General features: G+C 72.3%; 16 protein-coding genes. 12 read left to right on the forward strand and 4 right to left on the reverse strand.

The features are described from left to right. Nucleotides 1–4 precede the first annotated feature (4 nt). From nuoI to nuoN, 6 genes are read left to right on the forward strand one after another with little or no spacing between them, the layout of a single operon-like run. Nucleotides 5–613: an NADH-quinone oxidoreductase subunit NuoI gene (gene nuoI, locus ACSNOH_RS12930; RefSeq protein WP_436721414.1), complete on the forward strand. Its 609-nt coding sequence runs from the start codon at nt 5–7 to the stop codon at nt 611–613. Continuing rightward, a complete protein-coding gene (locus ACSNOH_RS12935) occupies nt 610–1,443 on the forward strand; it encodes an NADH-quinone oxidoreductase subunit J (protein WP_436721415.1) in 834 nt (277 codons plus the stop codon). The genes nuoI and ACSNOH_RS12935 overlap by 4 nt, the downstream gene beginning before the upstream one ends. Further along, nucleotides 1,440–1,739 carry an NADH-quinone oxidoreductase subunit NuoK gene (nuoK, locus tag ACSNOH_RS12940; protein ID WP_436721416.1) on the forward strand — a complete coding sequence of 100 codons (300 nt, stop codon included), beginning with the start codon at nt 1,440–1,442 and terminating at the stop codon, nt 1,737–1,739. Before ACSNOH_RS12935 ends, nuoK begins: the two co-directional genes overlap by 4 nt. A 12-nt stretch (nt 1,740–1,751) precedes the next feature. After that, nucleotides 1,752–3,692, forward strand: coding sequence for an NADH-quinone oxidoreductase subunit L (gene nuoL / locus ACSNOH_RS12945; protein WP_436721417.1), 1,941 nt, complete (start codon nt 1,752–1,754; stop codon nt 3,690–3,692). 2 nt (nt 3,693–3,694) lie between these two features. After that, the gene (locus ACSNOH_RS12950) at nt 3,695–5,296 is read left to right on the forward strand and encodes an NADH-quinone oxidoreductase subunit M (RefSeq protein ID WP_436721418.1); all 1,602 of its coding nucleotides are present in this window, start codon (nt 3,695–3,697) and stop codon (nt 5,294–5,296) included. Then, nucleotides 5,293–6,945 carry an NADH-quinone oxidoreductase subunit NuoN gene (gene nuoN, locus ACSNOH_RS12955; protein WP_436721419.1) on the forward strand — a complete coding sequence of 551 codons (1,653 nt, stop codon included), beginning with the start codon at nt 5,293–5,295 and terminating at the stop codon, nt 6,943–6,945. Before ACSNOH_RS12950 ends, nuoN begins: the two co-directional genes overlap by 4 nt. Nucleotides 6,946–7,174: 229 nt before the next feature. Here nuoN and ACSNOH_RS12960 read toward each other — a convergent pair whose 3' ends face one another. Together ACSNOH_RS12960 and fahA are read right to left on the reverse strand one after the other, a co-directional pair. After that, on the reverse strand, nt 7,175–7,705 hold the full coding sequence (locus ACSNOH_RS12960; RefSeq protein WP_436721420.1) for a hypothetical protein: 531 nt from the start codon (nt 7,703–7,705) through the stop codon (nt 7,175–7,177). Between the two features lie 136 nt (nt 7,706–7,841). After that, nucleotides 7,842–9,011, reverse strand: a complete 1,170-nt coding sequence (fahA, locus tag ACSNOH_RS12965) for a fumarylacetoacetase (RefSeq protein ID WP_436721421.1) — start codon at nt 9,009–9,011, stop codon at nt 7,842–7,844. Nucleotides 9,012–9,342: 331 nt separating this feature from the next. Here fahA and ACSNOH_RS12970 point away from each other — a divergent pair, with 331 nt between their 5' ends. From ACSNOH_RS12970 to ACSNOH_RS12995, 6 genes are all read left to right on the forward strand, one after another. After that, nucleotides 9,343–10,605 (forward strand): ATP-grasp domain-containing protein, encoded by a 1,263-nt coding sequence (locus tag ACSNOH_RS12970; RefSeq protein WP_436721422.1) that lies wholly within the window; start codon nt 9,343–9,345, stop codon nt 10,603–10,605. A gap of 168 nt (nt 10,606–10,773) precedes the next feature. Next, complete coding sequence (locus ACSNOH_RS12975; RefSeq protein WP_436721423.1) at nt 10,774–11,976, forward strand: FAD-dependent oxidoreductase; 1,203 nt, start codon at nt 10,774–10,776, stop codon at nt 11,974–11,976. 642 nt (nt 11,977–12,618) lie between these two features. Next, complete coding sequence (locus ACSNOH_RS12980; protein WP_106680734.1) at nt 12,619–13,629, forward strand: polyprenyl synthetase family protein; 1,011 nt, start codon at nt 12,619–12,621, stop codon at nt 13,627–13,629. 579 nt (nt 13,630–14,208) lie between these two features. Then, entirely contained in the window at nt 14,209–15,468 is a 1,260-nt protein-coding gene (locus ACSNOH_RS12985) for a LolA family protein (protein WP_436721424.1), read from the forward strand. A gap of 29 nt (nt 15,469–15,497) precedes the next feature. Next, entirely contained in the window at nt 15,498–16,457 is a 960-nt protein-coding gene (locus tag ACSNOH_RS12990; RefSeq protein WP_436721425.1) for an ABC transporter ATP-binding protein, read from the forward strand. Continuing rightward, nucleotides 16,444–17,328: an ABC transporter permease gene (locus ACSNOH_RS12995; RefSeq protein ID WP_436721426.1), complete on the forward strand. Its 885-nt coding sequence runs from the start codon at nt 16,444–16,446 to the stop codon at nt 17,326–17,328. The genes ACSNOH_RS12990 and ACSNOH_RS12995 overlap by 14 nt, the downstream gene beginning before the upstream one ends. Before the next feature lie 99 nt (nt 17,329–17,427). On the opposite strand, the gene ACSNOH_RS13000 is transcribed toward ACSNOH_RS12995, so the two are convergent. Together ACSNOH_RS13000 and rarD are read right to left on the reverse strand one after the other, a co-directional pair. Then, nucleotides 17,428–18,801 (reverse strand): M28 family metallopeptidase, encoded by a 1,374-nt coding sequence (locus tag ACSNOH_RS13000; protein WP_436721427.1) that lies wholly within the window; start codon nt 18,799–18,801, stop codon nt 17,428–17,430. A 121-nt stretch (nt 18,802–18,922) separates the two neighbouring features. Next, nucleotides 18,923–19,948 carry an EamA family transporter RarD gene (gene rarD, locus ACSNOH_RS13005; protein ID WP_436721428.1) on the reverse strand — a complete coding sequence of 342 codons (1,026 nt, stop codon included), beginning with the start codon at nt 19,946–19,948 and terminating at the stop codon, nt 18,923–18,925. Nucleotides 19,949–20,096 lie beyond the last annotated feature (148 nt).

Genomic DNA, 20,096 nt, shown 5'->3' on the forward strand with positions numbered 1-20,096 from the left:
GGCAGTGGCTACCGAACCCGGAGGCGACGCCTCCCGCGACACCCCCCGCAATCCCGTGGCCGGCTTCGGCGTGACCTTCAAGGCCATGTTCAAGAAGCGGCTGACCGAGCAGTACCCGGAGTACAAGAAGCCGACGGCCCCCCGCTTCCACGGCCGCCACCAGCTCAACCGGCACCCGGACGGCCTGGAGAAGTGCATCGGCTGCGAGCTGTGCGCCTGGGCCTGCCCCGCCGACGCCATCTACGTGGAGGGCGCGGACAACAAGCCCGAGGAGCGCTATTCGCCGGGCGAGCGCTACGGCCGCGTCTACCAGATCAACTACCTCCGCTGCATCCTGTGCGGCCTGTGCGTCGAGGCGTGCCCCACCCGCGCCCTCACCATGACCAACCAGTACGAACTGGCCGACGACAGCCGCGAGTCGCTCATCTACACCAAGGAGGAGCTGCTCGCGGGCCTGGAGGAGGGCATGGTCGACACCCCGCACGCGATCTTCACCGGCATGACCGAACAGGACTACTACCGCGGCCTGGTGACCGAGGCCGCGCCCGGCACCGTCCGCCAGACCGCCCTCTCCAAGGGCGAACGGCCCCAAGAGGAAGGGGCGGACGCGTGAGCCTCGCCGCTACGGCCGCCTCGACCGGCGAGGCGGTCCAGTTCTGGATCCTGGCGGTCGTCGCCCTCCTCGGGGCGCTGGGCACCGTCCTGATGAAGAAGGCCGTGCACAGCGCCCTCTCCCTCGCCGGCACCATGATCGTTCTGGCGGTGTTCTACCTCGCCAACGGCGCCTACTTCCTGGGCGTCGTCCAGATCGTCGTCTACACCGGCGCGATCATGATGCTCTTCCTCTTCGTCGTCATGCTCGTCGGCGTCACCGCCGCCGACTCCCTCAAGGAGACCATCAAGGGCCAGCGGTGGCTCGCCGCGCTGTGCATGCTCGGCTTCGGCATCCTGCTCGTCGCCGGCATCGCCAACGCCTCCCTGAAGGAGTGGAACGGCCTCGGCCAGGCCAATGCCGGCGGCAACGTCGAAGGCCTCGCCGCCCTCGTCTTCACCAAATACGTCTTCGCGTTCGAGATCACCGGCGCCCTGCTGATCACGGCGGCCGTCGGCGCGATGGTGCTCACCCACCGCGAGCGCACGGAGCGGGCCGCCACCCAGCGCGAGCGCGCCGAACAGCGCGTCCGCGAGGGCAAGCAAGTCACCCCGCTGCCGGCCCCCGGCGTCTACGCCCGGCACAACGCCGTCGACATCCCCGGCCTCCTGCCCGACGGCACCGCCTCCGAGCTCACCGTCAGCCCCACCCTGCGCGCCCGCGGCCAGGTCCGCGACGTCTCGGGCGAGGCCCTGGAGGACCTCAAGGCCCTGGAGCAGCGGGCCGGCGCCTGGCAGGAGCGGGGCCGCAGCGAGGATGCCGGCGCGAACGCGAAGGGGGCGGGCAAGTGAACCCGGTCAACTACCTCTACCTGGCGGCCCTGTTGTTCACCATCGGGGCGACCGGCGTGCTCATCCGGCGGAACGCGATCGTCATCTTCATGTGCGTCGAGCTGATGCTGAACGCCTGCAACCTGGCGTTCGTCACCTTCGCCCGGCTGCACGGCAACCTCGACGGCCAGATCATCGCCTTCTTCACGATGGTCGTGGCCGCGGCGGAGGTCGTGATCGGCCTCGCCATCATCGTGACGATCTTCCGCTCCCGGCACTCGGCCTCGGTGGACGACGCCGGCCTGCTGAAGCTGTAAGGGGACGCTGACGTGGAGAACCTCATCGGATTGCTCGTCCTCGCGCCCCTGCTGGGAGCGGGCGTGCTGCTGTGCGGCGGGCGCAGGCTCGACCGGAGCGGCCCCTGGCTGGGCACCCTGCTCGCGGCCGTGTCCTTCGCGCTCGGCGTCGTACTCTTCGCCGACATGCTCGGCAAGGGCGGCGAGGAGCGCGCCCTGGACGTCACCGTCTTCCAGTGGGTGCCCGTCGGCGGCTTCCGCGCCGACGTCGGCTTCCACCTCGACCAGCTGTCGATGACCTTCGTCCTGCTGATCACGGGCGTGGGCTCGCTCATCCACCTCTACTCCGTGGGCTACATGGCCCACGACGAGCGCAAGCGGCGTTTCTTCGGCTATCTCAACCTCTTCCTCGCCGCGATGCTGCTGCTCGTCCTCGCCGACAACTACCTGCTGCTGTACGCGGGCTGGGAGGGCGTCGGCCTCGCCTCGTACCTGCTGATCGGCTTCTGGCAGCACAAGCCGAGCGCGGCCACCGCCGCCAAGAAGGCGTTCCTGGTCAACCGCGTCGGCGACATGGGGCTGTCGATCGCGATCATGCTGCTGTTCGCCACGTTCGGCACCTTCGCCTTCGACCCCGTCCTGGAGCGGGCGGCCGACGCCGGGGAGGGCAGGATGACGGCCGTCGCGCTGATGCTGCTGCTCGCCGCCTGCGGCAAGTCCGCCCAGGTGCCGCTGCAGTCCTGGCTCGGGGACGCGATGGAGGGCCCGACGCCCGTCTCGGCCCTCATCCACGCCGCGACGATGGTGACCGCCGGCGTCTACCTGATCACCCGCTCGGGTGCGATCTTCGACGCGGCGCCGGACGCACAGACGGCGGTCGTCACCGTCGGCGCGGTCACGCTCCTCTTCGGTGCGATCGTCGGTTGCGCCAAGGACGACATCAAGAAGGCCCTGGCCGGCTCCACCATGTCCCAGATCGGGTACATGGTCCTGGCCGCCGGCCTGGGCCCGGTCGGCTACGTCTTCGCGATCATGCACCTGGTGACCCACGGCTTCTTCAAGGCCGGGCTCTTCCTCGGCGCCGGCTCCGTCATGCACGCCATGAACGACGAGGTCGACATGCGCCACTACGGCGGCCTGCGGAAGTACATGCCGGTCACCTTCGTCACCTTCGGCCTCGGCTACCTCGCCATCATCGGCTTCCCCGGCCTGTCCGGCTTCTTCTCCAAGGACCGGATCATCGAGGCCGCCTTCGCCAAGGGCGGCGCCGAGGGCTGGATCCTGGGCGGCGCGGCCCTGCTCGGCGCGGCCATCACCGCGTACTACATGACGCGCGTGATGCTGATGACGTTCTTCGGCGAGAAGCGCTGGCAGCCGGCGCCCTCGCCGGACGAGCCCAGCGCCGAGCCCGCCGCGGAGACCCGGGGCGAGGGCGCGCTGCCCCACCCCCACGAGTCGCCCCGCACCATGACGATCCCGATGGTCCTCCTGGCCTTCGGCTCGGTCTTCGCCGGCGGCCTGTTCAGCATCAACGACACGTTCCTGAAGTGGCTGGAGCCGGTCACCGGGCACGAGGAGGGCCACTCGCCCCTCAGCGCCCTGACCGTCACCGCCGCGACCATGGTCGTGCTCGTGCTCGGCGTGGCGCTCGCCTGGGCGCAGTACGGCCGCAGGCCCGTGCCCGTCACGGCCCCCCGCGGCAGCCTCCTCACCCGGGCCGCCCGGCGGGACCTGCTGCAGGACGACTTCAACCACGTCGTGCTGGTCCGCGGTGGCGAGCACCTCACCCGCAGCCTGGTCTACGTCGACCACACCCTGGTCGACGGCGTCGTCAACGGCACCGCCGCCTCGGTGGGCGGGCTGTCGGGCCGGATGCGCAAGCTGCAGAACGGCTACGCCCGTTCGTACGCGGTCTCGATGTTCGGCGGTGCGGCGGTGCTCGTCGCCGCCACCCTGCTGATGAGGGCGGTCTGATCATGTCCTTTCCCCTGCTGACGCTCACGGCCGCGGTGCCCGCGGCCGGCGCGGTCGTCACCGCGGCCGTGCCGGCCGGGCGGCGCACCGCCGCCAAGTGGCTCGCGCTCGCCTTCTCCCTCGCGACGCTCGCCCTGGCGGCCGTCCAGCTCGTGCGCTTCGACCCCGGTGCCAAGGGGCCGTTCCAGCTCACCGAGTCGCACGCCTGGATCGCGGACTTCGGGGTCCGCTACGAACTGGGCGTCGACGGCATCGCGGTGGTGCTCATCGCCCTGGCCGCCCTGCTGATCCCCTTCATCATGCTGGCCGGCTGGCACGACGCCGACCCTCATGAGAGCAGCTCCTCGCGCTGGCGGCCCACCCAGGGCTTCTTCGCGCTGATCCTCATGGTCGAGGCGATGGTGGTGATCGCCTTCGAGGCCACCGACGTCTTCCTCTTCTACATCTTCTTCGAAGCCATGCTCATCCCGATGTACTTCCTCATCGGCGGCTTCGGGGACCGCGCGGGGGAGCGCAGCGAGGGCGAGGCGGCGGCCCAGCGCTCGTACGCCGCCGTGAAGTTCCTCCTCTACAACCTCGTCGGCGGGCTGATCATGCTGGCCGCCGTCATCGGGCTGTACGCGGTCACCGCCGACCAGCTCGGCTCCGGCACCTTCTCCCTCCCGGAGATCGTGCAGGCGCGCGCCGCGGGCAAGCTCGACATGGCGACCACCACCGAACGGGCCCTGTTCCTCGGCTTCTTCTTCGCCTTCGCCGTGAAGGCGCCGCTGTGGCCGCTGCACACCTGGCTGCCCAACGCCATGGGCGAGGCCACCGCCCCTGTCGCCGTGCTGATCACCGCCGTGGTCGACAAGGTCGGCACGTTCGCCATGCTCCGCTTCTGCCTCCAGCTCTTCCCGGAGGCCTCGAAGTGGGCCACCCCCGTGATCATCGTGCTGTCGCTGGTCAGCATCCTGTACGGGGCGCTGCTCGCGGTCGGGCAGCGGGACATCAAGCGGCTGGTCGCGTACGCCTCGATCTCGCACTTCGGCTTCATCGTGCTCGGCATCTTCGCGATGACCGGCCAGGGGCAGAGCGGCGCGACGCTCTACATGGTCAACCACGGCGTCTCCACGGCCGCGCTGATGCTCGTCGCGGGCTTCCTGATCTCCCGGCGCGGCTCGCGGCTCATCGCGGACTACGGCGGCGTGCAGAAGGTCGCTCCGGTGCTGGCCGGCACCTTCCTCGTCGGCGGCCTCGCGACGCTGTCGCTGCCCGGCCTCGCGCCGTTCGTCTCCGAATTCCTCGTCCTCGTCGGCACGTTCAGCCGCTATCCGGTCGCCGGCGGCGTGGCCACGCTCGGCATCGTGCTCGCCGCGCTGTACGTCCTCGTGCTCTACCAGCGCACCATGACCGGGCCGGTGAAGGAGGAGGTGCGGGGCATGCCGGACCTGAGGGCCCGCGAGCTGGCCGTGGTCGCCCCGCTGATCGCCCTCCTGCTCGTCCTCGGCGTCTACCCCAAGCCGGTGACGGAGATCCTCGACCCGGCGGTCCGGCACACGATGTCGCAGGTGCACCGGGCCGACCCCAAGCCCGATGTGAACGATGTGGAGGCCGCGAAGTGAGCCACGCAGCATCCGTCCACAGCCTGTGGACGATGTCGGCGGACGCGCCGCAGAAGATCCCGGCACCGCACATCGAGTACGCCCAGCTGTCCCCGACGCTGATCGTGCTCGGCGCCGCGGTGCTCGGCGTCCTCGTGGAGGCCTTCCTCCCGCGGCGCACCCGCCACCCCGTCCAGGCGCTGCTGACCTGCGTCGCGCTGGCCGCGGCCTTCGCCGCCGTCGTCGCCCTCGCGGCCGGCGGCTACGCCACGGGCAAGGCGCACGCCGCCGCGATGGGCGCCGTCGCCGTGGACGGCCCGGCGCTGTTCCTGCAGGGCACCATTCTCCTGGTCTCCCTCGTGGCCGTGTTCACCTTCGCCGAGCGGCGCCTGGACCCGGCGGCGCACGGCCGCCCCGTCGACTCCTTCGCCGCCCAGGGCGCTGCCGTGCCGGGCGGCAGGGCGGAGCAGGACGCGGTCAAGGCGGGCTTCACCACCACCGAGGTGTTCCCGCTGCTGCTCTTCGCGGTGGGCGGCATGCTCGTCTTCCCCGCCGCGGACGACCTGCTGACGCTGTTCGTCGCCCTGGAGGTCTTCTCCCTCCCGCTGTACGTGCTGTGCGCGCTGGCCCGCCGCAAGCGGCTCCTGTCGCAGGAGTCGGCCGTGAAGTACTTCCTGCTCGGCGCCTTCTCCTCGGCCTTCCTGCTCTTCGGCGTGGCCCTGCTCTACGGCTACGCGGGCACGGTGACCTACTCCGGCATCGCCGACGTCGTGAGCGGCAGCGTCCGGATGCTCGACCCGGCCCTCGCGGCCACCACGGGCAACGACGCCCTGCTGCTGATCGGCGGCGCGCTCGTCCTGATGGGCCTGCTCTTCAAGGTCGGCGCGGTGCCCTTCCACATGTGGACGCCCGACGTCTACCAGGGCGCCCCCACGCCCGTCACGGGCTTCATGGCGGCCGCCACCAAGGTGGCGGGCTTCGGCGCGCTGCTGCGGCTGCTGTACGTGGTCCTGCCGGGCATGCGCTGGGACTGGCGGCCGGTGATGTGGGGCGTCGCGATCGTCACGATGCTGGTGGGCGCGATCGTGGCCGTCACCCAGACCGACGTGAAGCGGCTGCTGGCCTACTCCTCGATCGCCCACGCCGGCTTCATCCTCGCCGGTGTCATCGCGACGTCGCCCGACGGCGTGTCGTCCGTGCTGTTCTACCTGGGCGCGTACTCCTTCGTCACGCTCGGCGCGTTCTCGGTGGTGACGCTGGTGCGCGACGCGGGCGGGGAGGCCACGCACCTGTCCCAGTGGGCCGGGCTCGGGCGGCGTTCGCCGCTGACGGCGGCGACGTTCGCGGTCTTCCTGCTGGCCTTCGCGGGCATCCCGCTGACGAGCGGTTTCGCGGGCAAGTTCGCGGTGTTCAAGGCGGCGGCGCAGGGCGGGGCGGGGCCGCTGGTCATCGTCGGTGTGGTGTCCTCGGCGATCGCCGCGTTCTTCTACATCCGGGTGATCGTGCTGATGTTCTTCAGCGAGCCGAAGGAGGGCGGGCCGACGGTGGCCGTCCCGAGCCCGCTGACGTCCTCGGCGATCGCGATCGGCGTCGCCGTGACGCTGGTACTCGGCGTCGCGCCGCAGTACTTCCTCGATTTGGCCGGCCAGGCCGGGGTCTTTGTGCGTTAGCCGGTGGAGCCGCGCCCGGCGCATTCCGCCGGCCCCTCGCCGTGGGGGCTTGCCGCCGTGGCGGCGGGCCAGTTCTTCCGCCGCCACGGCGAGGTGCCACGACGTGGCGGCCGGGATACCTCTCCGCGGTAGCCGGGGGAGATGTGCCGCACACGCGGAAGCCCGGCGTGCAACGCGCCACTGCCCGGCAACCCTTCCCGGTTGCCGGGCAGCGGTGTGCGTACGGGGTTCAGCTCGTCGGCTTGGTGGGCAGGCCGCCCGCGATGCCGCCGGGGACGCCCGCCGGCTTGCCGTCGCCGCCGACCGCCTTGGTCATCTTGTCCTGCTTGCCGGAGGCCCAGACCACGGTGAAGGACTTGCCGTCGAAGTCCTTGATCGTGCCCGTGGAGTAGTCCGTGCTGCCGTCCTGGCAGCGCTTGATGGTGATCGTCGCCGGCTGGGAGTTGTCGACGAGCGTGCCCGAGCAGGCCGTCTTCCCGCTGAGCATCACCGTGTTCTGGGCGAACGACAGGATGACCAGGCTCTTGTCGGTGAGCTTGCCGTTGTTCGACCAGCCGCCCGCGAGCCCGGCCGCCGTCGCGCGCTGCCCGCCGGCGTCAGCGGCGGGCGAGGACGGCTGCTCCGCGGGAGCCTGGGAGGGCGGCGTGGCGCTCCCGGCCGGCTTGTCGTCCTTCTTGCCGCCGTCGCTGCCGCTGCTGCAACCGGTCATCAGCACAGCGGCGCACAGCGCCGCCCCCGTGATCTGTACTGCCTTGCGCACGTCTCTCCTTAGAGCTGGTTCAGGGCATGACAAGTTAGCAGCCGTGCTCCGGTTCTCCGGGTGACTGGGCCGCCGCCCCGCTGCCGTCCGCACGGGCGTGCGGATAGGTGAAACGTGGGACGGCGGCGGTCAACTGTCAGGCCTCGCGCGCCGGGAGGATGCGGCCGGTGACCTCGCCGAGGCCGATGCGCGCACCGCCGGGGCCGGGCGCCCAGGCCGTGATCACGACCTCGTCGCCGTCCTCCAGCCACGGGCCCTTGCCCGCGGTCAGCTCCAGGAGGCAGCCCAGCTGGTCCGGCTCGGGACCGCTGACCGTGCCGGAGGCGTAGAAGTCGCCGGTGCGCAGGGTGGCGCCGTTGACCGTCATGTGCGCCAGCTGCTGCGCCGCGGTCCAGTACATGGCGGAGAACGGCGGCCGGGAGACCGTCTCGCCGTTGATCTTCACCTCGATGCGCAGGTCGAGGCCGCCCGGCTCGGCCGCCGCGTCGTCGAGGTAGGGCAGGAGCGGGTGGGTGCGCTCCGGCGGCGCCGTGCGGGCCTCGTCGAAGGCGTCGAGCGGAGTGATCCAGGCCGACGCGGAGGTGGCGAAGGACTTGCCGAGGAAGGGGCCGAGGGGCACGTACTCCCAGGCCTGCAGGTCGCGCGCGGACCAGTCGTTGACGAGGCAGACGCCGAAGACGTGCTCGCGGAAGTCCGCGAGGCCGACCGGGCCGTCCGCGGGCGTGCCGACGACGAAGCCGACCTCGGCCTCGATGTCGAGGCGGCGCGAGGGCCCGAAGGAGGGGAGGGGCTCGGTGGGGGCCTTGCGCTGGCCCTGGGGGCGCACGACGTCGGTGCCGCTGACGACGACGGTGCCGGCGCGGCCGTGGTAACCGATCGGCAGGTGCTTCCAGTTCGGCGTGAGGGGGTCGCCGTCGGGGCGGAAGATGCGGCCGACGTTGGTGGCGTGGTGCTCGCTGGAGTAGAAGTCGACGTAGTCGGCGACCTCGAACGGCAGGTGCAGCGTCACCTCGGAGAGCGGGTGGAAGGTCCCGTCCGCCAGCCAGGAGCGGACCTCGGCGCGCACGGCCTGCCAGACGGCCCGGCCCGCGGCCATGAGGGGGTTGAGCGTCGGGGCCGCCAGCAGCGCGGCGTGCGCGGAGCCGTGGGCGGCCGCCGCGGCCGCCGCGTCGAGGACGGAGTCGCCGTAGCGGACGCCGATGCGGGGGCTGTCCGGGGCGTCGGCGGTGGTGAAGACGCCGTACGGGAGGGTGTCCGCGCCGAAGGGGTCGCCTTCGGGCAGCTCGCGGGGGCTGTGCTGGGGCATGGAACGCTGCCTCGCTCTCTCCTGGACGCTCCGGGAAACCGGTGGGCCGGTGGGGGCCCGCGGCCCACATTACGTGCTGGTGGCCGCCAGACAAGGGGTGTCAGGAGGGCGCTTGCGCGGGTGCCGGCCGGGCCCCCGCGCGGCGCCTGCGAACGGTTGCCCGCGGACCATGCGGACCGGCCCCCGAACCGCTGTCCGAACCACCGTCCGACCTTCGGCTAAAGAGCGCGCAATATCCCGTAATTCCTTGCTGGAAGCGGCGATTCCGAAGTAGCGTCCTTAATCGGGCCAAGCACAGTGGGGGGCCGCTGCGGCTGAGGGGCCGAGGGGGATGCTGGTGGCGAGCAGGAGCACGCCCATCGCGGCGGACCGGTCCGTTCCAGGGCTGATCGTGAAGATCGGTGACTATCCCCTGCACCACGGCGGGGTGGGCGCGATCCGCAGCCTCGGCAGACTCGGCGTGCCCATGTACGCGATCACGGAGGACCGCTGGACCCCGGCCGCCGTCTCCCGCTACCTCCGCGGCGGCTTCGTCTGGCGCACGACGGGCACCGAGCGGTCCGCCGAGCTGGTCGAGGGCCTGCTGCGGATCGGCCGCGAGATCGGCCGCCCCACGGTCCTGATCCCCACCGACGAAGAGGCCGCCGTGCTCATCGCCGAGCACTCCGCGGAGCTGTCCGGGAGCTTCCTCTTCCCGCGGGTGGAGCCGGAGTTGCCGCGCAGGCTGGCGAGCAAGCAGGGGCTGCACGAGCTCTGCGTGGAGCACGGCGTGCCGTCGCCGGAGGCCCTGTTCCCGGCGTCCTTCGAGGAGATCGAGGAGTTCGCGGAGCGCGCCCGCTTCCCCCTCGTCGCCAAGAACCGGGAGGCCTTCGAGCGCCGCCGCAAGCCCGCCGTGCACGGCACCACGCGCATCCACGGTCCGCGCGAGCTGATGCGGCTGGCGCAGGGCTGGGGCCCCTCGCCGGGCGTGATCCTCCAGGAGTACCTGCCCCGCGAGCAGGCGGAGGACTGGATCGTCCACGCCTACTTCGACGCCGAGAGCACGCCGCTGGCGATGTTCACGGGCGTGAAGGTGCGCTCCTGGCCGCCGCACGCCGGTATGACCGCCAACGCCTACGTGGTGGACAACCCCGAACTGGCCGGGATGGCCGCCCAGTTCATCAAGCAGATCGGCTTCAGCGGCATCATCGACCTGGACTGGCGCTTCGACCGCCGCGACGGCCGGTACAAGCTGCTGGACTTCAACCCCCGGATGGGAGCGCAGTTCCGGCTCTTCGAGAGCGAGTCGGGCGTGGACGTCGTCCGGGCCCAGCACCTGGACCTCACCGGGCGCCGCGTTCCGGAGGGCGAGCAGCCGGCCGGCCGCCGGTTCGTCGTGGAGAACATCGACCTGCCCGCGCTCGCCGCCTACCGCCGCAGCGGCTACACCACCCCGCACGCCCCCGCGCGCCCCAGCAGCACGGAGCTGGCCTGGCTCGCGCGGGACGACATGAAGCCCTTCTTCACCATGCTCGCCCGCTTCGTACGGCCGGGAGTGCGTCATTTGTGGCAGATGTGGCGCTCCCGGCGGGCCGCCTCCTCCGTCACCGAGTGAACGGGCGGTCGCGTGCGGCCCGCTGTGTCCCACTGATCCGCCGCGTCCTGCCGATCTGCCGTGTCATGCGGATCAACCGCGACCTACCGATCAAGTGCCTTGCCGACCAGTGAACAGCGCGTAACCGAACCGAACAGCCGCAGTGAGGAACGCCCTGGGAGGGGACTCGTGACACTTCCCGTAGCAATCATCGGGGCCGGCCCGTACGGTCTGTCGACCGCTGCCCATCTGCGGGCCCGCGGGATAGGGACCCGCGTCTTCGGGCAGCCGATGGTGAGCTGGCGAGAGAACATGCCCGCCGGGATGATTCTCAAGTCCACTCCCTCGGCCTCCAGCATCGACGCGCCGCAGCCCGGGCACACCCTGCTCGACTTCTGCCGGGAGACCGGCGAGCGGCGCTTCGAGTCGGACTGGGACATCATCCCGGTCGAGACCTTCTCGCGGTACGGCCTTTGGTTCCAGGAGCGCCTGGTGCCGGAGCTGGAGCAGGTGCGCGTGGTGTCCGTGGACCGGCGGTCCTCGGACTTCGAGCTGAAGCTCGACTCCGGGGAGCAGTTCGCCGCCCGCGCGGTGGTGATCGCCAGCGGGCTCAGCGGGCTGGCCCAGCTCCCGCCCGAGCTGGCCGCGGCCGTCCCGGACGGCCCGTCCCCCGTGGGCCCCGTCTCGCACAGCTCGCAGCACCGGGACCTGTCGCGGTTCGCCGGGCGCGAGGTGGTCGTCATCGGCGCCGGGCAGTCGGCGCTGGAGACGGCGGTGCTGCTGGCCGACGCCGGGGCGGCGTCGGTACGGGTCGTCGCCCGCCGGAAGGGTGCGGTCCGCTTCGGGGCGGCGCCGGACGGGCAGCCGCGGCTGAAGCCGGACACGCCGTTCGGCCGGGCCTGGTCGCTCTACGCCTTCTCGTACCACGCCGATGGTTTCCGCCATCTTCCGGCGCCGGCCCGCCGGTTCCTGGTGGGGCGCGTGCTCGGCCCCCTCGGCGCCTGGTGGCTGCGGGACCGCTTCATCGGCCGGGTGCACGTCTCGGAGGGCACGCGGATCGGCTCGGCCCGGGTCGAGCAGGGCCGTCCCGTCCTCGACCTCGTCGGCCCGGACGGCGCGAGCGCGGGCGAGCTCGCCGCCGACCACGTCATCGCGGCGACCGGCTACCGCGTCGACCTCGCGGCCATGGACTTCCTCGGCCACGGCCTGCGCACCAGGCTCGCCGTCGGTGCGGGCGGTCCCCGGCTCGGCCCCGGCTACCGCGCCTCGGTCCCCGGGCTGTTCTTCACGGGCCTGCCGGCCGCGGCCAGCTACGGCCCGGTCATGCGGTTCGTCTGCGGCACGGAGTACGCCTCGCCGCGGCTGGCGCGGGCGGTCGCGGCGCTGCCGTAACCCCGGCCGGGGCCGCCTGCTCCCGCAGCCCGAAGGGCCGGGGCAGCGGGCGGGCCGCCGCCCTGCGGGGCGGTCCGGCACCGCCGGGCACCGTGCGGGTGGTTGCCCGCCGTCGCGGCGGAGAGCGCGCCGGCCGGGCGCCGGCCTTGCCGCTCCGCCGTGACGGCGATCAGCCCCACGGACGTGGCCGGCGGTTCCGGACCCGACTGAGCCCGGGTCCGGCACCGCCGGTCACCTTGCCGGTGGTTGCCCGCCGCTGCGGCGGGCTTTCTCCGCCTGCGGCGAGGAGGCGGACGGGCGGAACCGCCCGGCCCGGCCCCCCGCCGTCCGTGGATGGCCGAAACACGCAGGCCCGAGCCCACCCGGCAGGGCTGCCGGCGGGGTGACCAAGGCCCCCGCGGGGCAGATGTCAGGTCGCACCGCGTCGCACACCAGCTCGCGTATCAGCTCGCGCAACCGGCCGCGCAACGGGCCGCGGACGCCCCGCACACCGGCCGGAACAGGGGCCCGGGCAGGGCCCCCGGCAGCACAACCCGGACGGGTGGCCACGGTGATCCACAGCCGACCGGATACGCTGACTTTCGGTGGAGACAGCGACACATCGACAAACCCCGTGTTCGCAGGCAGACAGGAGTACCCCTCGTGACCGTCGTCGGGCCTTTCGGGCTGAGCGTGCGGGACCAGGCTCTTGAAGCCGATGTCCAGGCGGGACTGGCCGCTGTCGAGGAGGGCCTCCTGGAGGCCACCAAGAGCGACGTGCCCTTCATCACCGAAGCCGCGCAGCACCTCGTGCGCGCCGGAGGGAAGCGTTTCCGGCCACTGCTGGTGATGCTGGCCGCCCAGTTCGGCGACCCCTACGCCCCCGGCGTCGTGCCGTCCGCCGTCGTCGTCGAGCTCACCCACCTGGCCACGCTCTACCACGACGACGTCATGGACGAGGCCGAGAAGCGACGCGGCGTCGACAGCGCCAACGCCCGCTGGGGCAACTCCGTGGCGGTGCTCACCGGCGACTTCCTCTTCGCCCGTGCCTCCCACATCCTGGCCGACCTCGGCCCCGAGGCCGTCCGCATCCAGGCCGAGGCCTTCGAGCGGCTGGTCACCGGCCAGATCCTGGAGACCGCCGGCCCCCGCGACGGCCGCGACCCCATCGAGCACTACCTGGACGTCCTCGCCGGCAAGACCGGCTCGCTCGTCGCCGTCTCCGGGCGGTACGGCGCGATGATGTCCGGCGCCGACGAGCGCACGGTCGACATCCTCACCCACTACGGGGAGCGCCTCGGCATCGCCTTCCAGCTCGCCGACGACGTCCTCGACATCGCCAGCGACTCCCACGAGTCCGGCAAGACCCCGGGCACGGATCTGCGCGAGGGCATCGCCACCCTGCCCGTCCTGCACCTGCGCGCCCAGGCCGCCGCCACCGGCTCGGCGGCCGACCTGGAACTGTGCGAGATGCTCGACGGCGACCTCACCGACGATGCCCTCCACGCCGAGGTGCTGCGCCGGCTGCGCGCCCACCCCGCCCTGGAGCAGGCCCGCCGCGACACCGTGCGGTACGCGGAGGAGGCGCGGGCCACGCTGGCCCCGCTGCCGGACTGCTACGCGAAGGCCGCGCTGGAGAACCTGTGCGACGCGGTGGTCCACCGGGCCGGCTAGCGCGCCGGGTTTGTGCCGTACGGAGCGGCTCCGGCCGCCTCGCATTCCGCCGGACCCTCGCGGTGGGGGCTGGGCGCCGTGGCGGCGGGCATCTTTTTCGTGGCTTCGCCACGGGGACTGGTTCCGGACGGGGTGTTGCTTCGGCCGGAAGCCGGCCGGTCTCGACGGCAGTCGGGCTGCCGTAGCCGGGCCGGCCCAGCCGGAAGTCGTGGGCGTTCCAGCCGGGAGTTGGGCTGGCCCAGCCGGAAGTCGCGGCCGTTCCAGCCGGAAGCCGGGCTGCCCCACCCGGAAGTCGGGCTGCCCCACCCGGAAGTCAGACCGCCCCAGCCGGAAGGCGTCTCCGGTCCAGCCGGAAGTCGGGTTCCCCGTAGGGGATGTCCTACCCGAGAGGTATACGGACTTGATCCCGTCGTCTGATGACCCGGCAGGCGGGGTCTGGTGGAATCGAAGTGTCTCGAGGCAGGGGATTTCTCTCCGGATTCCCCGCTCCACCACCGAGCGGCCGGGCTCACAATGAGCCCTGGGGGGTGGCGAGTGCACGACAGGTCGAGACCGCCGCCGACGACGGAGGTAGAGGACATGGCACGCATCGAACCGACCCACGGCACCGACGGGGCGGCCGGCGCCGGGGAAGACGCCCGACGGGCGCCCGGCCGTCGCAAGGCCGTCCGCTACGCCGTCCCGGTCGCCGTGGCCGGCGTCGCCGCGGCGTCGATCGGCATCGGCACCGCGCTCGCGAGCAGCGGTGACCCGGATCTGCCGAAGATCAGTGCGCAGGACCTGATAGCCAGGATGGCGAAGTCGGACACCCAGCAGCTGTCCGGCACCGTCAAGATCACCACGGATCTGGGGCTGCCCTCGATGCCGTCCGGCCTGTCGCTGGGCGACGCTCCGGCTGGCGGCGGCAAGGCGGGCCACGGCTCCGCCGGCAAGGGCGAGGGGGCGGACGCCTCCCCGCAGGCCAAGCTCACCGAGCTCGCCTCCGGCACGCACACGCTGCGCGTGGCTGCCGACGGCCCGGACAAGCAGCGGCTGTCGATCGTGGAGCGCGCCGCGGAGTACAGCCTCATCCGCAACGGCGACCAGGTCTGGGCGTACGACAGCAAGAGCAACACCGTCCACCACTCCACGGCCCCCAAGGGCGCGCACGGCGCCGAGGAGGCCCCGCAGGAGCTGCGCGGCGCCTCGCCGCAGGAGCTCGCGAAGAAGACGCTGGCCGCCGTCGACGACTCCACGTCGGTGACGGTCGACGGCACGGCCAAGGTCGCCGGCCGCGATGCCTATCAGCTGGTCCTCAAGCCCAAGGCGGCCGAGACGACGGTCGGCGCGGTGCGCATCGCGGTGGACGCGAAGAACGGCGTGCCGCTGAAGTTCACGCTCAGCCCGAAGAGCGGCGGCAAGGCCGTCGTGGACGCGGCGTTCACCAAGGTCGACTTCGCCAAGCCGGCCGCGGACACCTTCGACTTCAAGCCGCCGAAGGGCGCGAAGGTCACCGAGGACAAGGCGGGCGGCAAGGACGGCAAGGAGCACAAGGCCGGTCCGGGCAAGGAGGCCGGCGCCCCCGACCTCTCCGGCATGAACGTGCTCGGCAAGAGCTGGACGTCGATCGCCGAGCTCAAGGCGCCCGGCGGCGTGGGCGCGGGTGCCGGCGCGAAGGGCGCTAAGGACGCCGGCCCGGCCGGTGCCCTGCTCGACAGCCTCGGCAGCAAGGTCTCGGGCTCCTTCGGCTCGGGGCACGTCTTCAGCACCCGCCTGGTCAACGCCCTCGTCACGGACGACGGCAAGGTGTACGTGGGCGCCGTCACCAAGGACGCGCTGATCAAGGCCGCGTCCAAGTAACACCCGAAGCACACGTCAGGGGAGGCCCGATGGAGGAGCTGTCCGCCGCCGGGGAACCGGCGATAGCCACCCACGCGCTCACCAAGCGCTACCGGGGCGGGCAGCTCGCCGTCGACCGGCTCGACCTCGTCGTGCCGCGCGGCAGCGTCTTCGGCTTCCTCGGCCCCAACGGCTCCGGCAAGACCACGACCATCCGCATGCTCATGGGGCTGATCGAGCCGACCTCCGGCACCGCCCGCGTCCTCGGCGAGGAGATGCCGCGGGCCGGGCGGCACGTGCTGCCGCGGGTGGGCGCCCTCATCGAGGGGCCCGCCCTCTACGGCTTCCTCACCGGCCGCGACAACCTCCTGCGCTTCGACGCCGCCGACCCGACGGCCGACCCGCGCACCCGGCGGGCCCGGGTGGACGCCGCCCTGGACCGGGTGGGGCTGGTCGCCGCGGCGGGCAAGAAGGCCCGCGCGTACTCCCTGGGCATGAAGCAGCGCCTGGGCCTGGCCGCGGCCCTGCTGCAGCCCCGCGAGCTGCTGGTCCTCGACGAGCCGACCAACGGCCTCGACCCGCAGGGCATGCGCGAGATCCGCGCCCTGGTGCGCGGCCTCGCCTCCGAGGGCACCACCGTCTTCCTCTCCTCGCACCTGCTCGACGAGATCGAGCAGGTCTGCACCCACGCCGCCGTGATGGCCCAGGGCCGCCTGCTGACCCAGGGCACGGTGGCCGCGCTGGCCTCCTCCGCGCGCGGCAGGCTGGCCGTCACCACGCCCGACACGGCGGAGGCCGTCCGCGTGCTCAAGGAGCACGGCGTGAACGACCTCACCGTCGAGGACGACCGCGTCACCGGCGAGCTGCCCGCCGCGGTCCGCGAGCTCGCCGACCTGAGCGCCGCCCTCGTGCGGGCCGGGGTCCGCGTCCGCTCCTTCGGCACCGCCCGCGCCTCCCTGGAGGACGCCTTCGTCGCACTGACCGGAGAGGGATTCGATGTCGCAGGCTGAGGTCACCACGGCAGCCGCTGCGCGGCCCGCTCCGAGCCCTCTGTGGGCCCTCTCGCTCTTCCGCAGCGAAGTGGGTACGGTCTTCCGCCGGTGGCGCACGATCGCGCTCCTGGGCGTCCTGGCGGCCGTCCCCGTCCTGGTGGGCATCGCCGTGAAGATGGAGACGAGCGACGGCGGCCCCGCCGGGCACGGGGGAGGGGGCCCGGCCTTCATCAGCCAGGTCACCAACAACGGCCTCTTCCTGGTCTTCACCTCCCTCGCCGCGACCCTGCCCTTCTTCCTGCCGATGGCCGTCGGCGTGGTCGCGGGCGACTCCGTGGCGGGCGAGGCGAGCTCCGGCACGCTGCGCTATCTCCTCGTCGCCCCCGCGGGCCGCACGCGGCTGCTGCTCGCCAAGTTCACGGCGACGCTCGCGTTCTGCTGCGCGGCGACCCTGACCGTCGCCGCCTCCGCGCTCGCCGTCGGCGCGGTCCTCTTCCCGCTCGGCGACGTGACCCTGATCAGCGGGGTGACGATCTCCTTCGGGGAGGGCCTGCTGCGGGCGCTGGCGGTCGCGGGGGTGGTGGCGCTGTCGCTGGTGGGCATAGCGGCGCTCGGGCTCTTCGTCTCCACGCTCACGGGCAGCGGGATAGCCGCGATGGCCACGACGGTGGGGCTGCTGATCACGGCGCAGATCGTCGACCAGTTCCCGCAGCTGCACGCGGTCCAGCCGTATCTCTTCCCGCACTACTGGCTCAGCTTCGCGGACCTCCTGCGCGCCCCCGTCTACTGGGACCAGCTCCTGGACAACCTGGGCCTGCAGGCGCTGTACGCGGCCGTGTTCGGCTCGGCGGCGTGGGCGCGGTTCACGTCGAAGGATGTGACGGCCTAGCGGCCGGCCGGCGCACCGGAAGGTGCGGGCCCGGGAGGCCGTGACGGCGCTCCCGGGCCCGCTGCGGGGTTGTGCCCTCAGTGGCCTCTGGGACGCGAGCTAGAACGTGAGCTTCCAGCTGTCGATCCGGCCGGTGTCCTGCGCCGCGATGTCCTGGACGCGCAGCTTCCACGTCCCGTTCGCGGTCTCCCCGGAGGCGTCCACCGTGTACGTGGCGATGACGTCGTCCGCGGCGTCGCTGCCGCTGGAGTCCTTCAGGCGGTACGCCCGCCCGCTCGGCCCGACGAGGTCGACGACCAGGTCACCGCGGTAGGTGTGCTTGATGTCGACGGAGACCTTGAGGGCGGAGGGGGCGTTGCCCGTCAGCCCGGAGACGGTCACGGGCGACTCGACGGCCGCGCCCGCGTCGGGGATCGCCACCTGGCTCCTGCTCTCGAAGACCTTGCCCTGCGGCGGGTTGGTGGTGCCGCCGCTCAGCGTCCACACCGCGCTCGCGATGGCGTCGGTGTTGGTGTCGAGCGCCTTGTCGTTGATGTTCGCGGACGTGTCGCACGAGGAGTGGTAGCAGCGGTCGAAGGGCTGGCCGGCGGTGCCGCCCCACTTCTGGGCCTGGGCAGCGGTCTTGCGGTAGTCGGCGCCGCTGAAGAGGCCGCCGACGGGGATGCCGGCGTTCTGGAAGGGCGCGTGGTCGGAGCGGCCGTCGCCCTCGGTGTCGATCTCGGTGGCGATGTTCTTCGCGGCGAACCAGTTCTCGAAGAGGGCCTTGAGGTTCTGGTCGTAGCCGTAGACGAAGTAGCCCGGGTTCGGCGAGCCGATCATGTCGAAGTTGAGGTACGCGTCGATCTTGCCGCGCTCACCTGCGGGGAGCTGGTTCACGTAGTAGTTCGACCCGCGCATGCCGAGCTCTTCCGCGCCCCACCAGCCGAACCGCAGGTGCTTGGCGGGCTTGTAGCCCTCGCGGGCGACGGCGAGCGCGGTTTCGAGGACGCCGGCCGAGCCGGAGCCGTTGTCGTTGATGCCGGGCCCGGCGGAGACGGAGTCCAGGTGGGCGCCCGCGAAGACGACGTGGTCGGCGTCGCCGCCGGGCCAGTCGGCGATGAGGTTGTAGCCGGTGGCGCCGCCGGTGGTGAACTGCTGCACGGTCGTGGTGAACCCGGCGGCGTCGAGCTTGCCCTTCACGTAGTCGATCGAGGCCTTGTAGCCGCTGCGGCCGTGCGCGCGGTTGCCGCCGTTGGCGGTGGCTATGGACTGCAGCTGGGCGAGGTGGGCCTTGACGTTGGCGACGGGGATGTCGGGGCCGGCGGCGACGGGCCGGGCCGCGGCGGTGGTGGGGACCGCCAGGGCCGGGCCGGAGGCGGCGCCGAGCAGGGTGGCCGCGATCGCCGCGCCGGTGGCCAGCAGAGCGGCGGGGCGGGTGCGGGCGAGGGATCTCGGTGGGTGAGTGGGCAGGGTTGGTCCGTTGAGTTCAGGCATGGGGGGCTCCCAACTCCATTTGACGTGGCCATGATGTTGGGGGCGGCCTGAAAGAGCGTCAAGGGCGGATTCCGGACACGGGACGCCGGTTTCCGGATATCGGGCGGTGCGGAGAAGGGCTCTACTGCCCCTGAGCTGTGACTTCTGGTGCTCCTGGGGCTGATGTGACTTCTGTGTTAAAGCTGCCCGCGCCACTCGTACGGGCCCGGGCGTCCGCTTCCTGCCGCGCCGCGCGCAGCTCCATCCGCCCGCGCCGCGCCGTCCGCAGCGCGTCCCACGTCAGCAGCGCCAGGGCGAGCCACACCAGCGCGAAACCCGCCCAGCGCTCCGGCGGCATCCCCTCGCGGAACACCACCAGGCCCAGCACGAACTGGAACGTCGGCGCCAGGTACTGCACCATCCCCACCACCGACAGCGGCAGCCGCACCGCGGCCGCGCCGAAGAGGATGAGCGGCAGCGCGGTGATCGCCCCCGAGCACATCAGCAGCGCGGTGTGCCCCGCGCCCGCGGTGAGGAACGTGCTGCGCCCCGTCGCCCCCAGGAACACCAGGAACCCCGCGGCGGGCAGGAACTGCACGGCCGTCTCCGCCGCCATCGACTCCAGCCCGTCCAGCCCCACCTGCTTCTTGAGCAGGCTGTACGTGCCGAACGACGCCGCGAGCACGAGCGCGATCCACGGCAGCCGCCCGTACGCCAGCGACAGCACGAGCACGGCGGCCGCGCCGACGCCGACCGCCGCCCACTGCACGGGGCGCAGCCGCTCCCGCAGCACGGCCACGCCGAGCGCGATGCTCACCAGGGGGTTGATGAAGTACCCCAGCGACGTCTCCACGACGTGCCCGGAATTGACGCCCCAGATGTACACGCCCCAGTTCACCGAGATCGTGGTGGCGCACAGGGCGATCAGGCCGAGGCGCCGGGGCTGCCGCAGCAGCGGGCGTATCCACGCCCAGCGGCGGGTCACGGCGAGCACGGCGAGCACGGCGGCCAGGGACCACACCATGCGGTGGGCGAGGATCTCGGCGGGGCCGGCGGGGTCGAGGAGCGGCCAGTAGAGGGGGAAGAGGCCCCAGAGCCCGTAGGCGGCGAAGCTGCAGAGCAGGCCCTTGCGGGTTTCGCTGCGGGGCGGCGGTACGGGTGGGTGCATGTCCCCTCCTAGGTGGTGCGGTGTCCTTGCGAAGGTAGCGGAGGCGGTCCGGCACCGCCGGGGACGCCGGTGGGGGCTGAGCACCGCCGCGGCGGGAGGAGTGCCCCGGCCCCGCCCTTTCACCGTTTCCCGGGGGCAAGCCCCCGGG

The organism is Streptomyces sp. URMC 127 (assembly GCF_051386535.1).
Taxonomy (GTDB): domain Bacteria; phylum Actinomycetota; class Actinomycetes; order Streptomycetales; family Streptomycetaceae; genus Streptomyces.